12 protein-coding genes and 7 tRNA genes are annotated in these 19,820 nt (G+C 23.5%); 16 read left to right on the top strand and 3 right to left on the bottom strand.

The annotated features are described in order from the left end of the window. From H0H39_RS02225 to mutS, 3 genes are all read right to left on the bottom strand, one after another. Nucleotides 1-85: transfer RNA gene (locus H0H39_RS02225), tRNA-Leu, on the bottom strand. A 23-nt stretch (nucleotides 86-108) separates the two neighbouring features. Continuing rightward, a tRNA-Gly gene (locus tag H0H39_RS02220) sits at nucleotides 109-182 on the bottom strand. A 63-nt stretch (nucleotides 183-245) separates the two neighbouring features. Then, complete coding sequence (mutS, locus tag H0H39_RS02215) at nucleotides 246-2,816, bottom strand: DNA mismatch repair protein MutS (protein WP_185877262.1); 2,571 nt, start codon at nucleotides 2,814-2,816, stop codon at nucleotides 246-248. 90 nt (nucleotides 2,817-2,906) lie between these two features. Here mutS and ileS point away from each other — a divergent pair, with 90 nt between their 5' ends. The 16 genes from ileS (at nucleotide 2,907) to rpoC (ending at nucleotide 19,818) form a co-directional block, all read left to right on the top strand. Then, nucleotides 2,907-6,341: an isoleucine--tRNA ligase gene (gene ileS, locus H0H39_RS02210; RefSeq protein ID WP_185877261.1), complete on the top strand. Its 3,435-nt coding sequence runs from the start codon at nucleotides 2,907-2,909 to the stop codon at nucleotides 6,339-6,341. 37 nt (nucleotides 6,342-6,378) lie between these two features. After that, nucleotides 6,379-7,053 (top strand): lipoprotein signal peptidase, encoded by a 675-nt coding sequence (locus H0H39_RS02205; RefSeq protein ID WP_185877260.1) that lies wholly within the window; start codon nucleotides 6,379-6,381, stop codon nucleotides 7,051-7,053. 50 nt (nucleotides 7,054-7,103) lie between these two features. Further along, nucleotides 7,104-7,177, top strand: a tRNA-Thr gene (locus H0H39_RS02200). 24 nt (nucleotides 7,178-7,201) lie between these two features. After that, a tRNA-Tyr gene (locus H0H39_RS02195) sits at nucleotides 7,202-7,285 on the top strand. Between the two features lie 44 nt (nucleotides 7,286-7,329). Next, nucleotides 7,330-7,402, top strand: a tRNA-Gly gene (locus H0H39_RS02190). A gap of 30 nt (nucleotides 7,403-7,432) precedes the next feature. After that, nucleotides 7,433-7,505, top strand: a tRNA-Thr gene (locus H0H39_RS02185). Between the two features lie 39 nt (nucleotides 7,506-7,544). After that, nucleotides 7,545-8,732, top strand: a complete 1,188-nt coding sequence (gene tuf / locus H0H39_RS02180; protein ID WP_185877259.1) for an elongation factor Tu — start codon at nucleotides 7,545-7,547, stop codon at nucleotides 8,730-8,732. 22 nt (nucleotides 8,733-8,754) lie between these two features. Next, nucleotides 8,755-8,829: transfer RNA gene (locus H0H39_RS02175), tRNA-Trp, on the top strand. A gap of 32 nt (nucleotides 8,830-8,861) precedes the next feature. Then, nucleotides 8,862-9,053: a preprotein translocase subunit SecE gene (secE, locus tag H0H39_RS02170; RefSeq protein ID WP_185877258.1), complete on the top strand. Its 192-nt coding sequence runs from the start codon at nucleotides 8,862-8,864 to the stop codon at nucleotides 9,051-9,053. Nucleotides 9,054-9,066: 13 nt separating this feature from the next. After that, complete coding sequence (gene nusG, locus H0H39_RS02165) at nucleotides 9,067-9,627, top strand: transcription termination/antitermination protein NusG (RefSeq protein WP_185877257.1); 561 nt, start codon at nucleotides 9,067-9,069, stop codon at nucleotides 9,625-9,627. A gap of 40 nt (nucleotides 9,628-9,667) precedes the next feature. After that, nucleotides 9,668-10,096 carry a 50S ribosomal protein L11 gene (rplK, locus tag H0H39_RS02160; RefSeq protein ID WP_185877256.1) on the top strand — a complete coding sequence of 143 codons (429 nt, stop codon included), beginning with the start codon at nucleotides 9,668-9,670 and terminating at the stop codon, nucleotides 10,094-10,096. A gap of 3 nt (nucleotides 10,097-10,099) precedes the next feature. Next, nucleotides 10,100-10,810, top strand: a complete 711-nt coding sequence (locus H0H39_RS02155) for a 50S ribosomal protein L1 (RefSeq protein WP_185877255.1) — start codon at nucleotides 10,100-10,102, stop codon at nucleotides 10,808-10,810. Then, nucleotides 10,807-11,337 (top strand): 50S ribosomal protein L10, encoded by a 531-nt coding sequence (rplJ, locus tag H0H39_RS02150; protein ID WP_185877254.1) that lies wholly within the window; start codon nucleotides 10,807-10,809, stop codon nucleotides 11,335-11,337. The genes H0H39_RS02155 and rplJ overlap by 4 nt, the downstream gene beginning before the upstream one ends. A 22-nt stretch (nucleotides 11,338-11,359) precedes the next feature. Next, nucleotides 11,360-11,737: a 50S ribosomal protein L7/L12 gene (gene rplL, locus H0H39_RS02145; protein WP_185877253.1), complete on the top strand. Its 378-nt coding sequence runs from the start codon at nucleotides 11,360-11,362 to the stop codon at nucleotides 11,735-11,737. A gap of 13 nt (nucleotides 11,738-11,750) precedes the next feature. Further along, on the top strand, nucleotides 11,751-15,575 hold the full coding sequence (gene rpoB / locus H0H39_RS02140) for a DNA-directed RNA polymerase subunit beta (protein ID WP_185877252.1): 3,825 nt from the start codon (nucleotides 11,751-11,753) through the stop codon (nucleotides 15,573-15,575). Nucleotides 15,576-15,603: 28 nt separating this feature from the next. Next, a complete protein-coding gene (rpoC, locus tag H0H39_RS02135) occupies nucleotides 15,604-19,818 on the top strand; it encodes a DNA-directed RNA polymerase subunit beta' (RefSeq protein WP_185877251.1) in 4,215 nt (1,404 codons plus the stop codon). The last annotated feature ends 2 nt before the right edge of the window (nucleotides 19,819-19,820 follow it).

The raw sequence follows: 19,820 nt of genomic DNA, 5'->3' as shown, positions 1-19,820 counted from the left end.
TACCCGGGACGGGACTCGAACCCGTATGATCAATATGATCACAGGATTTTAAGTCCTGTGTGTCTACCAATTCCACCACCCGGATTATAAAAAAATATAATAAATATAAGCGAGAAACGGGGATCGAACCCGCGACCTCGACCTTGGCAAGGTCGTGCTCTACCAAACTAAGCTATTCTCGCTTTTTTATATACTAATTTAAAAACACTTAATATATATAGCAAATTTATTTATAACAAATTTTATTAATTTAATAATTTTTGAATTTCATTTATTTTAATAATAGCATCTTTATTAGATAATAATTCTATATTTTTTATATTATTTAAAATATGTATAATTTTTTTTATTAAAAAAATATAATTTTTTTCTTTTGTTAAACATTTATTTTTTTTATCATTTTTTAATTTTTTTAATATTTTCATTGATTTTTTAACAACATTAATAGGCATTCCTGATATTTTTGCTATATAAATACCAAGACTAGAATCACTTCCTCCTATCATTAATTTTCTTATAAAAACAATATTATCTTTTATTTTTTTTACAGATACATGATAATTTTTTACTCTTTTAAAAAAAAGAGTCATATTATTTAATTCATGATAATGAGTAGCAAATAATACTAAAGGATTCATTTTGCTATTATGTAAAAATTCTATAATTGACTTTGCGATTGCTATTCCATCATAAGTACTAGTTCCTCTTCCTATTTCATCTAAAATAATAAAACTTCTTTTAGAAATATTATTTAATATATTTGCTGTTTCATTCATTTCAACCATAAAAGTTGATTCTCCCATAGATATATTATCATAAGCACCAACTCTGCTAAAAATTTTATTTATTAATCCTATTTCTACTTTTTTTGCTGGAACAAAACTTCCAATATGTGTCATTAATATTATAATAGCTGTTTGACGTAAAATAGCAGATTTTCCAGACATATTTGGTCCTGTTATAATTATAATTTGTTGCTTATTGCTATTAAGCAAAATATCATTTGGTATATATGAATTTTTTAATAAAAATTGTTTTTCTATTACAGGATGTCTACCTTCTATTATAGATAAATTATGAGAATTATTTATTATAGGCATTGAATAATTATTTTCTATTGCAGAAGAAGAAAAAGAATGTAATACATCTATTTTGGCTATTAATTTTGAATTATTTTGTAATATTTTAATATGTTTTAAAATATTATTAATAAGATTTTTAATTATTTCTTTTTCTAAATAAAAAATTTTTTGTTCGTTATTTATTATATTTACTTCATAATTTTTTAATTCATCAGTACTATATCTAATAGTACTAGATAATGTTTGTTTTTGCTTCCAATGAGAAGGAACAATATTTTTATATTTTTTTCTAATCTCAAAAGAATATCCTAATATATTATTAAAATGAATTTTAATATTTTTTATTCCTGTTTTTGATTGTTCTTTATCACAAAGTTTTAATAAATATTCTTTTTGATTTAAATATAGATCTCTAAGTTTATCTAACTCTTTAGAATTTCCTTTTTTTATTATATTATGTTTAATTTTATCATTTGTAAATAAAACATTTTTATTTATAGTTTTTTCAATTTTTTTAGATATATAATTGCAATCTTGTAATAAAATTATTAATTTTTTAATATTTTCTACTTTTTTATGAAAAAAAGTTATTTTTTTCATTTTATCAATGGAAATTAAAGATTCATTTAAAATTATAATATCTCTTATATTAGTTTTATCCATAACCATTCTTGATATAATTCTATCTATATCATGAATAGATTTAAGATTTTTTTTTATAAGTATTCTTATTTTTTCATTTTCATATAGTTCTTTTACTATATTTATTCTGTTTTTTATAATATCAATATCAATAATAGGAAAAAGAATCCAATTTTTTAATAATCTACCTCCCATAGGAGTAATTGTAAAATCTATTACATTTATTAATGAAGATCCATTTTTATTTATAGGATGAAAAATTTCAAGATTTTTAAAAGTAGAATCATCTATCCACATACAATTTTCTTTTTTTATTCTACGGATATTAGATATGTGTTTAATTTTAAAATTATATGTTTCATATAAATAATAAAGAATAACTCCAGAAGATATTATTCCTAATTTCATATCATCAATACCAAATCCTTTTAATGAATTTGTTTTAAAATGCATTATCATTTTTTCATAAGAAAGCTGATAATTAAACATCCAATCATTCATCAAAAAAGTAGGATAATTATCATTAATTAATAATTTATCAAAAAAATGTTTTTTATTATTTTGATAAATTATTTCACTAGGTTTGAAATGATTTATATATTGATATACATATTTTATATCATCTTCTACAACAAAAAATTCTCCTGTAGAAATATCTAATAAACTTAATCCAAAAGAATTTTTTTCTATATGAACAGAAGATAAAAAATTATTAGATTTAATATTTAATATATTTTCATTTATTATTACTCCTGGAGTAATTAATTCAACTACATCTCGTTTAACTATATTTTTACCTTCTACAGGTTTATCTTCTACTTGATTGCAAATAGCTACTCTATTTCCTGATTTTATCAATTTAGGTAAATATGTATTTAAAGAATGACAAGGAAATCCAGCTAGATGTTTAATATTAGATTTTTTAGTTAAAACAATATTTAGTATTTTAGAACATAAAATAGCATCTTTATCAAAAGTTTCATAAAAATCTCCAACTTGAAATAATAAAATAGTATCTGGATATTTAGATTTTATATTATTATATTGCTTAATTAATGGTGTTTCTTCTTTTTTATTGTTGTTTTTACTCATTTTAATAATGATATAGTTAAAAATTATAATATTTTTTTATTCTATACTATTAGTAAATAAATCTGATAAATCAATTAAATAAAAATTCTTATGCCAAAAAAATTTTCAGAGTATAAAGAATTAAATTTAAAAAAAATATTTATTGAAATAATTAAATATTGGAAAGAGAATAAAGTTTTTCAAAAAACACAAGAAAATTTTAAAAAAAATTTTTATTCTAATAAAAATATATATGTTTTATATGAAGGGCCTCCGTCATTGAATGGTCCTCCTGGAATTCATCATATTTTATCTAGAACTATAAAAGATATATTTTGTAGATATAATTATATGAAAGGTAAAATAGTGTTCAGAAAAGCTGGATGGGATACTCATGGATTACCTGTTGAAATAAATGTTGAAAAAAAAATAGGTATAAATAAAAATGATATAGGAAAAAAAATTAGTGTAGAAAATTATAATAAAATATGTGAAAAATTTGTTAATGATTCTTTAAAAGAATGGGAATTATTTACAGAAAAAATGGGATTTTGGATTGATTTAAAAAATAATTTTAAAACATGTAATTCTAAATATATAGAAAGTGTTTGGTGGATTTTGAAAAAATTTTATAAGAAAAATCTTTTATATAAAGATTATATTATTCAACCTTATTCTCCAGCAGCTGGAACTGGATTAAGTTATCATGAATTAAATATGCCTGGTGCTTATAAAAAAATAGAACAAATATCTCCCATTGTTAAATTTAAATTAATAAAAAATACTTTATCTAAAGATAATCAATTTAAAAATATATCGGGAAATATTTATTTGCTTTCATGGACTACAACTCCATGGACTTTACCATCAAATACCGCTTTATCTGTTGGAATAAATATTGATTATGTTTTAATTAAAATATATAACCATTTTATCAATATAAAAGAAAATATTATTATTTCAGAAAAATCTATTAGTAATGTATTACCTCAAAATGAATATTTTCCCGTTAATAATGAAAATAAAATAAAATTAAGTGGAAAAAAAATTCCATACTTAATAATTAATAAATTTAAAGGAAAAAAAATAATTAATGTAAGATATGAACAATTATTACCATGGTTTTCTCCATATAAAAATATGCATAAAGCATTTAGAGTTGTAATAAGTGATTCTATCAATGTAGAAGAAGGAACAGGAATAGTTCATATATCTCCAACTTTTGGATTAGAAGATTTTTTGATAGCTAAGAAATATGATATTCCTTCTATGTTAATTAAAAAAAATAATTTATTAGTACCATTGGTAGACTTTCAAGGAAAATTTTTAGATGATTTTCCTTATGGATTTGATAATAAATATATAAATAATGCATTTAATCCAAAAAAAAATAATTTTTTTTCAGTTGATGAAGAAATTGTTTCTTTTCTGAAAAAAGAAAATAAAATATTTAAATCAGAAAAGTATAAACATTTTTATCCTCATTGTTGGAGAACAGGAAAACCAATTATATATTATCCTTTACACTCATGGTTTATAAATAATGAAAAATTTAAAAATAAAATGATTATTTTAAATGATAAAATAAACTGGTATTCCAATAATATTGATAAAAATAATAATAGATTTGATTCATGGTTAAAAAATGTTAAAAATTGGAATATTTCTAGAACAAGATTTTGGGGAACTCCTCTACCAATTTGGACAACAAAAAATGGAAAAGAAAAATTAATTATAGGATCTATAAAAGAATTAATTTTTGAGATAAATAAATCTATAAAACATGGAATTATGTCTCATAACATTTTTAATGAATTTATAATAAATGATATGAGTGATGAAAATTATAAAAAAATTGATCTACATAAACATATTTTAGATAAACTAATTTTAGTTTCTCCTAAAGGAAATCCTATGAAAAGAGATCCTGATTTGTTAGATGTTTGGTTTGATTCTGGATCAATGCCTTATGCTCAATTTCATTATCCTTTTGAAAATAAAGGTTTTATTGACAATAAAATATTATTTCCTTCTGATTTTATATCAGAAGGATCAGATCAAACAAGAGGATGGTTCTTTACTTTACATATTATTAGTAGTGCTATTTTTAAATCTTATGCATATAAAAATGTGGTATATACAGGACTAATTTTAGATAAAAATGGATATAAAATGTCCAAAAGTAAAGGAAATACAATAGATCCAATTGATTTAATCAACAATTATGGTCCCGATTCTATACGTTGGTATATTATATTTAATTCAAATCCATGGGATAATATAAAATTTGATATGGATAATATTAATATTGTAATTAAAAAATTTTTTAGTACACTATATAATATTTATTCTTTTTTTGCATTATATGCAAATATAGATGGATTTATATATAAAGAAAAAGATAATTATAAATATTATACACAATTAGATTTATGGATTTTATCTGAATTAAATACTGTAATTAAAAAATCTAATGAATATTACAAAAAATATAATCCTACAAAAGTAGTACGTTTAGTTGATGATTTTGTTTTAAATCAATTAAGTAATTGGTATATAAGACTTAATAGAAGAAGATTTTGGAAAAATAAATATACAAAAAATAAAATTTCTGCTTATCAAGTAGTTTATAACTGTTTATTGAATATTTCTAAAATTATATCTCCAATTGTTCCTTTTTTATCTGAAAAAATTTATATTGATTTAAACTTAACAACTAAAAAAGAAAAATGTTTAAGTATTCATCTTAGCAAATTTCCTGATCATAATAATAATTTTATTAATAAAAACTTAGAGAAAAAAATTCGTTTAGCTCAAAAAATAGTTAATATTATTTTTTCTTTAAGAAAAAAACATATGATTAAAATTAGACAACCCTTAAAAAGGGTATTAATCATTGATTATCAAAAAAAACAAGATAAATTAAAAGATATATTAGATATTATTTTGAAAGAAGCTAATGTAAAAGAAGTTAAATTTACTGATTCTTATAAAAATTTGAAATTAATAAAATATGTTAAACCTAATTATAAATTACTAGGACCTAAATTTGGTAATAATACAAAACAAATATGTAAATTAATTAAAAAATTAAATCAAAAGGAAATAAAAAAAATTGAAGATAATAAGGAAATTAATTTATTTTTTGATAAAAAAAATTTCATTATTTCTTTAGAAGATGTAAAAATTATTACAGAATATATTGATAATTGGGCAGTTTCATCTATAGATAATTTAACTATAGCATTAGATTTAAATATTACAAAAAGTCTTAAAAATGAAGGAATTATAAGAGAAATAATTAGATATACTCAATATTTAAGAAAAAAATTATGTTATGTTGTAACAGAAAAAATATTAATATACATAAATAATAATTGTAATTATAATGTAAAAGAAATATTAATAGAATATAAAAATATTATATGTAAAGAAACTCTTTCTATGAATATTTTATTTTGTGATAAACTGGATAAAAAAAATGGAATAGAAATTAATATAAATAATAATAAAATTTTTTTACAAATTAAAAAATTTGAGAAATAATAATTTATTTTTAAGTTTAAAATATTTTATTATTAAGTTGAAAAAAAATTTTTTAATTATTTTATTAGTTTTTATAGATCAGTTATTAAAAATATATATAAAAACTCATTTTAGATTAGGATCAGGATTTTCAATATTTTATTTTTTTAGAATATTTTTTATAGAAAATCCTGGAATGGCGTATGGAATACATATTATTCCTGGATATTATGGAAAAGTATTTTTAAGTATTTTACGCTTTTTTATTGTTTTATTTATATTATTTATTTATTTATATAATATAAAAAAAAATTCAAATTTTTATTTGATTAATTCTATTATATTTATATTATCTGGTTCTTTAGGTAATTTTTTAGATAGTGCTTTTTATGGATTATTATTTGATAGTGGAACATACTATGATAGTAAGTATAATAAATGGATTTCTTATTCTGGAATATCTAAAATTAGTTTTCCTAATAAAGGATATAATTCTATTATGAAGGGATGTGTAGTTGATATGTTTCATTTACCATTAATAAATTTTTTTATACCAAAATATATTCCTATTATAGGAGGATATAATTTTATATTTTTTGAACCTATTTTTAACTTATCAGATATTTTTATATTTATTGGTATTATTATAATATTGTTATTCAATAATAAAATTAATAAAATAATTTTTTTTAAGTATACATTTATTTTTGAGAATTATAAAAAAACTCTATAGATTTGTATCGTCCTGATTTTCATTATTACGTATTTATGCATATTTATTATGCCGGTGTAGCTCAGTTGGTAAGAGCACGTGATTTGTAATCTCGGGGTCGTGGGTTCGAATCCCTCCACCGGCTTGTTTTTTATATTTTTTTAATATTGGGGAGATACTCAAGTTTGGTTAACGAGGACAGACTGTAAATCTGTTGGCATAGCCTTCGTAGGTTCGAATCCTACTCTCCCCATTTTTTTTTATTATTATTTTTTTTTAATAAATAATAAAAATAAAGCGGAAGTAGCTCAGTTGGTAGAGCATCAGCCTTCCAAGTTGAATGTCGCGGGTTCAAATCCCGTCTTCCGCTCTAAATAATAATAAATAATTATTATTTATAGCCAATGTAGCTCAGAAGGTAGAGCACTTCCTTGGTAAGGAAGAGGTCACGGGTTCAAATCCCGCCGTTGGCTTTTTTTTGAACTCAACTTACTTAATAATAAATTTTTATCATGGCAAAAAAAAAATTTAAAAGAGATAAACCACATTTAAACATAGGAACCACAGGCCATGTGGATCATGGTAAGACAACTTTAACTGCTGCTATTACAAAAGTATTGTCAAAAGATGGATTAGCTGAAGAAAAAAGTTTTGATTCTATAGATAATGCTCCAGAAGAAAAAGCAAGGGGTATTACAATAAATACATCTCATGTAGAATATGAAACGGTAAAACGTCATTATGCTCATGTAGATTGTCCAGGACATGCTGATTATATTAAAAACATGATAACAGGTGCTGCGCAAATGGATGGAGCTATTTTAGTAGTTGCAGCTACAGATGGTCCTATGCCTCAAACTAGAGAACATATTTTATTAGCTCGTCAAGTTGGAGTTCCAAAAATTATAGTTTTTATAAATAAAGTTGATCAAGTTGATGATAATGAATTACTAGAATTAGTAGAAATGGAAATAAGAGAATTATTATCTAAATATGAATATGATGGAGATAATATTCCTATAATACAAGGATCAGCTTTAGGTGCTTTAAATGGAGAAGATAAATGGATAAAAAAAATTAAAGATCTAATGGATACATTAGATAATTATATTCCTGATCCAATAAGAAATATGGATAAACCATTTTTAATGCCTATAGAAGATGTTTTTACTATAACTGGAAGAGGAACAGTAGCTACTGGAAGAATAGAAAGTGGTATAATTAACACTGGAGATACAGTAGATATAATAGGAATGAGTGATAAAAAACTTAATTCTACAATAACTGGAGTTGAAATGTTTAGGAAAATATTGGATAGAGGACAAGCTGGAGATAATGTAGGACTATTGTTAAGAGGTATAGAAAAAAAAGATATTAGAAGAGGTATGGTTATTGGAGCTCCTGGATCAATAGATCCATATAAAGAATTTAATGCAGAAGTATATATTCTTACAAAAGAAGAAGGAGGTAGACATACTCCATTTCATAATAAATATAGACCTCAATTTTATTTAAGAACAACAGATGTAACAGGAGAAATTAATTTACCAAGTGGAACAGAAATGGTTATGCCAGGAGATAATGTTTCAATGAAAGTAAAATTACATCAACCTATTGCTTTAAGTGAAAAACTTAGATTTGCAATTAGAGAAGGAGGAAAAACAGTCGGAGCTGGACAAGTAACTAGTATTATTAATTAATATTTTTATATATTTTTGTTTTACGGATGTAGCTTAAACTAGGTAGAGCATCGGTCTCCAAAACCGAAAGGTGTAAGTTCGACTCTTATCATCCGTGCAAAAATTTTTTTATATTTTGTTTTTTGTATTATGAAAAAAAATAACTTTTTTTATGAAATTTACAATGAATTATTTCATAAAATTACTTGGCCTAAATGGAGTAATTTACAAGAATTAACAATATTGATATTTTTTTGTTCTATATTTTTATCTATATTCTTATATGGAGTAGATATTTTTTTTATTTTTTTAATAAAAAAATTTTTTTTCTGTAAAACTTAATATTATTAAAATAATGAATAATTCAGAAAAAAAATGGTATGTTGTAAAAACCATTAGTGGACAAGAAAACAAAGTTAAATTATATATTGAAAATGAAATTAAAAATAATGGGTTTAATGAAGATATTGGAAAAATTTTAGTTCCTATTGAAAAAATAATTCAAATAAGAAGAGGTAAAAGAATTTATAGAGAAAAAGTATATTATCCAGGTTATGTTATTATAGAAGCTAATCTAGAGGGAGAAGCTATTCATGCAATTAGAAGTGTTCCTGGAGTAATTACCTTCTTAGGAGAAGGTAAAGGGAGTAGATCAAATCCTGTTCCAATGAGAAATGAGGAGGTTATAAGAATGTTAGGAAAAATAAAAAATGATTCTGAATCATGTGAAGATATATTAGTAAGTGTTCCATTTACTGTAGGAGAAACTATTAAAGTAATAGATGGTCCTTTTAGCGGATTTAATGGAACAATAGAAAAAATTAATGAAGAAAAAAAGAAATTAGAATTAGCAGTATTAATATTTGGAAGAAAAACTCCTCTGGAATTAAATTTTACACAAATAGAAAAAATATAAAGTATAAAAAAAAAGTTTATAATATTTATGATTAAAAAATATGGTAAAAAAAATAATAAAAAAAATTAAAATAGAAAAAATAAATGGGGGTAAAGCTACTCCTGCACCTCCTATTGGCCCAATATTAGGTAGTTCCGGTGTTAATATAATGGAATTTTGCAAAAAATATAATTATGAAACTAAAAATAATTTAGGTAAACTTTGTCCTGTTTTAATTAATGTTTATGAAGATAAATCTTTTACATTTGTAATAAAAAAACCTCCAATATCCTTTTTATTATTAGAAAAAATAGGAAAAGAAAAAGGATCTAATGAATCTAATCGTATAAAAATTGGAAAAATTAGTTTAAATGATATTGAATTAATTGCTAAATATAAAATGAATGACTTGAATTGTTTTTCAATTGATTCTGCTATTTCAATGGTTTCTGGAACAGCTAGGTCTATGGGAATAGAAGTTTATAAATAAAATATGCCAAAAAATAAGAAAAAAACAAAAAATATAAAAAAAATTTTAGATAAAAACCTAGAAAAAAAATATTCTTTAGAAGAATCTTTACCTATTATAAAGGATATTAGTTTTGCAAAATTTGATGAATCTGTAGATATATCAATTCGTTTTAATATAAAAAAACAAAATCATTCAATTAAAGGAACTGTAAAATTACCTCATAAAACAGGAAAAAAAAATTGTTTTTTAGCTTTGGTTACTAAAGAAAAAGAAAAAATATCTAAAGAGTTAGGAGCTAATTACGTTGGAATGAGTTTTGTAGAAAAAATAAAATCTGGATGGTGGGATAATAAAATAAATGTAGTAATATCTATGCCTTCTGTTATAAATGAATTAAATTCTATAGGAAAAATATTAGGAACAAAAGGATTAATGCCTAATCCTAAATTAGAAACTATGTCTAATAATCCAGAAGAATCTATCAAAGAAATACAATTAGGAAAAATAATTTTTAAGTTAGATAAATATGGAATTGTACATTCTTCAATTGGAAGAAAATCATTTTCAAATAAAATTTTATATGAAAATATAATATTTTTTATAAAAAAAGTTACAAATAATATTCCTCATTATTTAAAAAATATAGATTATATAAAAAGTATTTATTTATCTACAAGTATGAGTCCTAGTATTTTACTAGATTTTCAAAATATTAAAAATATTATATTATGAAAATAAATTATAAAAAAAAAATTTTGATAGAATTAACAGATATATTATCTAACAATGATATTCTATATTTAATTGATATATCAAATTTAAATTCAAATCAAATTTTCTTTCTAAGAAAAAAATTTTATGAAAACAAAATTCAAATGAAAGTTGTAAAAAATTCTTTATTAAAAAAATCTATAAAAAAAGTTAAAAATAAAAACTTAAACGATTTTATTCCTTGTTTAAAAGGAAACACAAGTATGATTTTTTCTAAAAATAAAAAAACAGGAAAAATAACTTCTAAAATAATAAAAAATTTTCATGAACGAAAAGGTATAGAAATTCCAAAATTGAAAATTGCTTATGTTCAAGAATCTTTCTATGTTGGAAATAATAATTTAAACATACTTATAAATCTTAAAACTAAAGAAGATTTAATAACAGATATTATATATATTATTAGATCTCCATTGGAAAATATGATTTTATCATTATTACAAACAGTAAACAATATGTATGGAATTATAAAAGGATTATCTAAATAAAAATATAAAAAAAATAATAGAAATGATAGAAAAGTTAGCAGAACAATTAATTAATTTAACTGTAAAACAAGTAAACGAATTAACAAATTTATTGAAAAATAAATATGGAATAAAACCACAAAGTTTTATAAATGAATCTACACAATTAAAAAATGAAAAAAAAGAAAATCATGTTGAAAAAGAATCAAAAAATATATTCAATATAATGTTAAAATCTTCAGGAAATTCTAAACTAGCTGTCGTTAAATTAGTTAAAGAAATTACTGGAAAAGGATTAAAAGAATCCAAAGATTTAGTTGACAATTTGCCTAATTTAATTAAGGAATCTGTAAATAAAGAAGAAGCAGAAAATATAAAAAATAAATTTGAAAAAATAGGAGCTGAAATTGAATTAAAATAAAATATATTATTTAGTGAATAAAGATAAAATATTGGAAAGAACAACTTTTGAATCTGTTACTAGAAACACAAAATATCCAGATTTCTTAGACATTCAAATAAAATCATTTAAAGATTTTTTTCAACTAGATACAAAACCAGAAAATATAAAAAATGAAGGGCTATTTAAAGCTTTTATGGATAATTTTCCAATATCTGATGCAAGAAATTCTTTTGTATTAGAATTTAAAGGTTATTCTATTGATCCACCTAGATACACAATAAAAGAATGTATAGAAAGAGGATTAACTTATAGTGTTCCTTTAAAAGCTAAATTAAAATTATATTGTACAGATCCTGATCATGAAGATTTTGAAACAGTGTATCAAGATGTTTATTTAGGTACATATCCTTATATGACTTCTTCTGGATCATTTATTTTTAATGGATCAGAAAGGGTTATAGTATCTCAATTACATCGTTCTCCAGGAGTATTTTTTGGGCAATCTCATCATGCAAATGGAACTAAACTTTATTCAGCAAGAATAATACCATTTAAAGGATCATGGATAGAATTTGCTACAGACATTAATAATGTTATGTATGCATACATAGATAGAAAAAAAAAATTGCCTATGACAACTTTACTTCGGGCTATAGGATATGAAAGAGATAGAGATATATTAAAAATATTTGATTTAGCAGAAGAGATAGAAGTAAACAATAATAATATTGAAAATATTCTTAATAGAACTTTAGCAGAAAGAGTTTTAAAAATATGGAACGAAGATGTTGTTGATGAAGATACAGGAGAAGTAGTTACTATAGAAAAAAATAAAGTATTAATAGATAGAGACATATGTATAAAAAAGGAACATATAGATATTATAAATAATTATGGAATAAATACAATTTTATTACATAAAAAGAATGGAAAGAAAAAAGATTATTCTATTATATACAATACTTTACAAAAAGATCCGACAAATTCTGAAATAGAATCAGTAGAATATATTTATAAACAACTTAGAAATACTGATCCTCCTGATGAAGAAACAGCAAGAGGCATAATAGATAAATTATTTTTTTCTGATACTAGATATAGTTTAGGCCCTGTAGGTAGATATAGATTGAATAAAAGATTAGGATTAAATATAGATCCATATTATTTAGTATTAACAAAAAAAGATATATTAGCTATAATAGAACATTTAAATGATTTATTTAATTCTAAAAAAGAGGTTGATGACATTGATCATCTATCAAATAGAAGAGTAAGAACTGTTGGAGAACAATTATATACTCAATTTAGTATTGGATTAGCTAGAATGGCAAGAACTATAAGAGAAAGAATGAATGTTAGAGATAACGAAGTATTTATGCCAATAGATCTTATTAATTCTAAAACTTTGTCTTCTGTAATAAATACTTTTTTTGGAACTAATCAATTATCTCAGTTTATGGATCAAACAAATCCGTTATCTGAAATAACTCATAAAAGAAGATTATCAGCTTTAGGTCCTGGAGGATTATCTAGAGAAAGGGCCGGATTTGAAGTAAGAGATGTTAATTATTCTCATTATGGACGATTATGTCCTATAGAAACTCCAGAGGGGCCAAATATAGGATTGATTTCTTCTCTTTCTGTATTTGCAAAAATTAATAAAATGGGTTTTGTAGAAACTCCATATAGATTAGTTGATAATAATAAAATAGATTTTAATTATCCAGTAAAATATTTAAGCGCAGAAGAAGAAGAAGGTAAAATTATAGCTCAATCAAATGCTATAGATAAAAATGGAAATTTTTCTTCTAATAGAATTGTTGCTAGAAAAGATGGAGATTTTCCTGTAGTAACTCCTAAGGATGTTGATTATGTAGATGTTGCTCCTAATCAAATAGCATCTATATCAGCATCTTTAATACCTTTTTTAGAACATGATGATGCTAATAGGGCTCTTATGGGATCTAATATGATGCGTCAAGCTGTTCCATTAATTAAACCTGATTCACCAATAGTAGGAACTGGGGTAGAAAAACAAGTAGCAATGGATTCTAGAATACTAATTAATGCAGAAAAAGATGGAATAGTAAAATATATGGATTCAAGAAAAATAATAATTGAATATGAAAGAACTAAAGAAGAAGATTTAGTTAGTTTTGATTCTAATATTAAAATTTATAATCTTATTAAATTTCGTAAAACTAATCAAAATACATGTATAAATCTAAAGCCTATTGTAAAAAAAGATATGAAAATAAAAAAAGGTCAACTTTTATGTGAAGGATATGCAACAGAAAATGGAGAATTAGCTTTAGGAAAAAATTTAAAAGCAGCATTTATTCCTTGTAATGGATATAACTTTGAAGATGCTGTATTAATTTCTGAAAAAGTAGTTAGTGAAGATTGGTTTACATCAATTCATATTGATGAATATTCATTAGAGGTTAGAGATACTAAGTTAGGAATGGAAGAATTAACTAATGACATTCCTAATGTAAGTGAAGATTCTACAAAAAATCTAGACGAAAATGGAATTATTAGAATTGGAGCAGAAGTAAATCCTGGAGATATTTTAATTGGAAAAATTACTCCAAAAGGAGAATCAGATCCAACTCCAGAAGAAAAATTATTAAGAGCTATTTTCGGGGATAAAGCTGGAAATGTTAAAGACGCATCTTTAAGAGCAGAACCTTCTTTGTCTGGAATAGTAATAGATACTAAACTTTTTACAAGAAGTATAAAAAATAAATTATCAAGAGAAAAAGATAAAATATTAATAGAATCTTTAGATAAAGAATATAATAAAAAATTTTTAGATATTAGGATTAAATTAATAGATAAATTATATATTATATTAAATGGAAAAAAATGTTATAACAGTATTTATAATGAAAATAAAAAAGAAATTATTTTCAAAGGAGATATTTTTAATAAAGAATTATTAAAAAATGTTAAAGATTATACAAAAATTTATATTGAAAATAATTGTAATTGGACAAATGAAGATAATATTAATAATTTAATATCTGAAATATTACACAATTATAAAATATCATTAATAAATTTAAATAGTGATTTAAAACATAAAAAATTTTCTATAACAATTGGAGATGAACTTCCTTCTGGAATTGTTAAAATGGCAAAAGTATATATTGCTAAAAAAAGAAAATTAAAAGTTGGTGATAAAATGGCTGGAAGACATGGAAATAAAGGAGTAGTAGCTCGTATTCTTAGAGTTGAAGATATGCCATTTTTAGAAGATGGTAGTCCAGTAGATATTGTTTTAAATCCATTAGGTGTTCCTTCTAGAATGAATATAGGACAAATATATGAAACAGTTTTGGGGTGGGCTGGGTATAAATTAAATACAAAATTTTCTACTCCTATATTTGATGGAGCAACTATAAATCAAATATCTAGTTATACTAAAAAAGCTGAAATTCCTAAATTTGGAGCTACATATTTATTTGATGGATTAACAGGAGAAAGGTTTGACCAACCAGCAACTGTAGGAATTATATACATGCTTAAACTTGGACATATGGTAGACGATAAAATGCATTCTAGGTCTATAGGTCCTTATTCTTTAATAACTCAACAACCTTTAGGTGGTAAATCTCAATTTGGAGGACAAAGATTTGGAGAAATGGAAGTTTGGGCTTTAGAGGCTTTTGGTGCATCTAATATATTACGTGAGATATTAACTGTTAAATCAGATGATGTTGTAGGAAGAGCTAAAACTTATGAATCAATAGTAAAAGGAATAAATATGCCTATTCCTAATAATCCAGAATCTTTTAATGTATTATGTTATGAATTGAAAGGATTGGGGTTAGACATTAAGTTAGAAGAATAAAATAATTATTCTAATTTATAAATATGATATGAATATAAAAAGAAACAATAAATTTAATAAAATAACTATTAGATTATCTTCTCCAGAAGTTATATTAAAGGAATCTTATGGAGAAGTTTTAAAACCAGAAACAATAAATTATAGAACTCATAAGCCAGAAAGAGATGGCCTTTTTTGTGAACGTATTTTTGGTCCTATTAAAGATTATGAATGTGCTTGTGGTAAATATAAAAGAATCCGTTATAAAGGAATTGTTTGTGATAGATGTGGTGTAGAAGTAACTGAAAAAAAAGTTAGAAGAGAACGAATGGGACATATAAATCTTATTGTTCCTGTAATTCATATATGGTGTTTTCGTTCTTCTCCAAATAAAATAGGAGCACTATTGGGGTTATCTTCAAAAAAACTTGAAATGATAATTTATTATGAAAGATATGTTGTAATACAGAGTGGAATAGCAGAAAAATTAGATGGATATAATTTTCAATTAGGAGATTTTTTGACTGAAGAAGAATATTTAAATGTATTAGAAAGTATTCCAAAATCTAATCAAAATTTAGATGAATCTGATCCGGAAAAATTTATTGCTAAAATGGGTGCTGAATGTATAGAAGGATTATTGAGTCGTATTGATTTAAATGATTTATCAAATAAATTAAGAAATCAAGTATTAAATGAAACATCTAAACAAAGAAAAATTGATGCTTTAAAAAGATTACAAATAGTTGAATCTTTCAAAGAAGGTAAAAAAAAAGGAGGTAACCCTACTTGGATGATAATTCGTGTATTATCAGTTATACCTCCTGAATTGAGACCATTAGTTCCATTAGATGGAGGACGTTATGCTGCATCTGATATGACTGATTTATATCGTCGTGTTCTTATTAGAAACAATAGATTAAAAAGACTTATAGAAATTAAAGCTCCAGAAGTGATTCTTAGAAATGAAAAAAGAATGTTACAAGAATCTGTAGATTCTTTATTTGATAATTCTAGAAAAGTATCTGCAGTTAAATCAGAAGCAAATCGTCCTTTAAAATCTTTATCAGATGCTTTAAAAGGAAAACAAGGTCGTTTTAGACAAAATTTACTAGGAAAAAGAGTAGATTATTCTGCAAGATCAGTTATTGTAGTTGGTCCTAATTTAAAGTTACATGAATGTGGATTACCTAAGGATATGGCTGCAGAATTATATAAACCATTTATTATAAGAAAATTAATAGAAAGAGGAATAGTTAAAACAGTTAAGTCTGCTAAAAAAATAATTGATAAAAGAGATTCTGTAATATGGGATATATTGGAAAATGTTTTAAAAGGACATCCTGTTCTTTTAAACAGAGCCCCAACATTACATAGATTAGGAATTCAAGCCTTTCAACCTAAATTAATAGAAGGAAAAGCTATTCAATTACATCCTTTAGTATGTGCTGCTTTTAATGCAGATTTTGATGGAGATCAAATGGCTGTACATCTTCCTTTATCTAATATAGCAATATTAGAAGCTCAATTATTAATGTTAGCTTCTCAAAATATATTGAATCCTGCAAATGGAGAGCCTATTACGGTCCCTTCTCAGGATATGGTATTAGGATTATATTATATGACTAAACCATTATCATCAGACTATAGTAAATGTTTAATATTTTACTCTCCAGAAGAAGTAGAAATAGCTTATAATCAAAAAATTGTAAATCTTCATTCTTTAATAAAAGTAAAAGTAAATATTAGAGAAGAAGATAAAATTTATAATAAATTGATAGAAACAACAGTAGGAAGAGTTTTATTTAATCAGGTAGTTCCTAAAAAAGTAGGATTTATTAACGAATCTCTTACTAAAAAATCGTTAAGAGAAATAATAGGAAGAATATTAAATATTACAAATATTCCAACTACTGTTAAATTTTTAGATGATATTAAAGAATTAGGATTTTATAATGCATTTAAAGGAGGATTATCATTTGGATTAGGAGATATTATTATTCCTGATATAAAAAAAATTATGGTAAATCATGCAATTAAAAAAGTTGATAATGTAGAACATAATTATAATATGGGATTAATTACAAATAATGAACGTTATAATCAAATAATAGATATATGGACTAATACAAATGTAATTCTAACAGAAAAAGTAATGCAATATATGCGTGAAGATAAAAAAGGATTTAATCCAGTATATATGATGTTAGATTCTGGAGCTAGAGGATCTAAAGAACAAATAAGACAACTTTCTGGAATGAGAGGATTAATGGCTAAACCTCAAAAAACGGGATCTATTGGAGGAGAAATAATTGAAAATCCTATTACATCAAATTTTAGAGAAGGTCTTTCAATTTTGGAATATTTTATTTCTACACATGGAGCAAGAAAAGGGTTGGCAGATACAGCTTTAAAAACAGCAGATGCTGGTTATCTTACTAGAAGATTAGTAGATGCAGCACAGGATGTTATAATTAAAATAGAAGATTGTAGTACATTGAGAGGGCTAGAAATTTTTGCTTTAAAAAAAAATGAAGAAATAGTTGAAAATTTATCAAATAGAATTTTAGGTCGTATTTCTTTAAATGATGTATTTTCCATAAAAAATAATAATAAAATTATAGTTTCTTCTGGAGAAATGATTGATGAAAAAATTGCAAATTTAATTGAAAAATCTGGAATTACTTCTGTAGAAGTTCGTTCTCCATTAACTTGTGAAGCAAAAATGGGAATTTGTTCTAAATGTTATGGAAGAAATTTATCTACTGGAAAAATGGTACAAAAAGGAGAAGCTGTTGGTGTTATAGCTGCACAATCTATTGGAGAACCTGGAACACAATTAACTTTACGAACATTTCATGTTGGAGGAACAGCTGGAACTATAACTGAATCTTCTAATATAATAAGTAAATATAACGGAATAATAGAATTTGAAGATTTAAAATTTATCAAAAAAAAATTAGATTCAAAAGAAATAAAAATAGTAATATCTAGAACAACAGAAATGAAAATATTTGATGATAAAAAATCTTCGTTATTAATGACAAATAATATACCTTATGGAGCATATTTATATTTTGAAAATGGAGAATATGTAAAAAAAGGAGATGTTATATGTAAATGGGATTTGTATAATGCAGTTATTATTGCAGAATTTTCTGGAATAATATCTTATCAAAATTTAGAACAAGGAGTAACTTTTCAAGTTGAAACAGATGAACAAACAGGATTTCAAGAAAAAGTTGTAACAGAAGTAAGAAATAAAAATTTAGTTCCTATATTAAAAATTATAAATGAAAATAATGAGGAATTAAAAATATATAATTTACCTGTAGGAGCTCATATTATGGTAAGTGATGGTGAAAAAATAGAAATAGGAAAAATTTTAGTTAAAATTCCAAGAAGATCTGCTAAATCTGCTGATATTACTGGAGGATTACCTCGTTTATCTGAATTATTTGAAGCAAGAAATCCATCAAATCCTGCAGTTGTTTCAGAAATAGATGGAATTGTTAGTCATGGAAAAATAAAAAGAGGAAATAGAGAAATTATTGTAGAATCTAAAAATGGAGAAATTAGAAAATATATGGTTAAATTATCTAATCAAATACTTGTTCAAGAAAATGATTATGTAAAAGCAGGAATGCCATTATCAGATGGAGCTGTTACTCCTAATGATATATTAAATATTAGAGGACCTAGAGCTGTTCAAGAGTATTTAATACAAGAAATACAAGAGGTTTATCGTTTACAGGGGGTAAAAATTAATGATAAACATTTTGAAATTATAGTATTACAAATGATGAGAAAAGTGGAAGTTATAGATGTAGGAGATTCTAAATTTTTAGAAGGAAGTATCGAATATAAAGATGATTTTATAGAAGAAAATGATAGAATTTCTAATATGAAAATAATTGAAGATTTAGGAGATTCTTTTTCATTTAAAAAAGGAGATATGATTTATAGTAGAAATATTAGAAATGAAAATATTATTTTAAAATATAAAAATAAAAAATTAATAAAAGCAAGAAATTCAGTTCCAGCTACTGCAAGACCAATATTACAAGGAATAACTAGATCTGCATTACAAACAAAATCTTTTATTTCTGCTGCATCATTTCAAGAAACAACAAAAGTTTTAAGTGAAGCAGCAATAAGTAGTAAAACTGATTATTTACATGGATTAAAAGAAAATGTTATAGTAGGACATAAAATACCTGCTGGTACTGGATTAAAAGAATATGAAAATATTGATTTATCTTGAAA

Origin of the sequence: Blattabacterium cuenoti (genome assembly GCF_014252315.1) — a bacterium.
Classification (GTDB): domain Bacteria; phylum Bacteroidota; class Bacteroidia; order Flavobacteriales; family Blattabacteriaceae; genus Blattabacterium; species Blattabacterium cuenoti_AI.
The sequence above is the reverse complement of the archived record's forward strand: the minus strand, read 5'-3'. Positions and strand labels throughout refer to the sequence as shown.

Bases quoted from the DNA above. Each gene is read 5' to 3' on its own strand.
- mutS (WP_185877262.1), bottom strand. From the start codon at position 2,816: ATGAGTAAAAACAACAATAAAAAAGAAGAAACACCATTAATTAAGCAA.
- ileS (WP_185877261.1), top strand. From the start codon at position 2,907: ATGCCAAAAAAATTTTCAGAGTATAAAGAATTAAATTTAAAAAAAATA.
- tuf (WP_185877259.1), top strand. From the start codon at position 7,545: ATGGCAAAAAAAAAATTTAAAAGAGATAAACCACATTTAAACATAGGA.
- secE (WP_185877258.1), top strand. From the start codon at position 8,862: ATGAAAAAAAATAACTTTTTTTATGAAATTTACAATGAATTATTTCAT.
- nusG (WP_185877257.1), top strand. From the start codon at position 9,067: ATGAATAATTCAGAAAAAAAATGGTATGTTGTAAAAACCATTAGTGGA.
- rplK (WP_185877256.1), top strand. From the start codon at position 9,668: ATGGTAAAAAAAATAATAAAAAAAATTAAAATAGAAAAAATAAATGGG.
- H0H39_RS02155 (WP_185877255.1), top strand. From the start codon at position 10,100: ATGCCAAAAAATAAGAAAAAAACAAAAAATATAAAAAAAATTTTAGAT.
- rplJ (WP_185877254.1), top strand. From the start codon at position 10,807: ATGAAAATAAATTATAAAAAAAAAATTTTGATAGAATTAACAGATATA.
- rplL (WP_185877253.1), top strand. From the start codon at position 11,360: ATGATAGAAAAGTTAGCAGAACAATTAATTAATTTAACTGTAAAACAA.
- rpoC (WP_185877251.1), top strand. From the start codon at position 15,604: ATGAATATAAAAAGAAACAATAAATTTAATAAAATAACTATTAGATTA.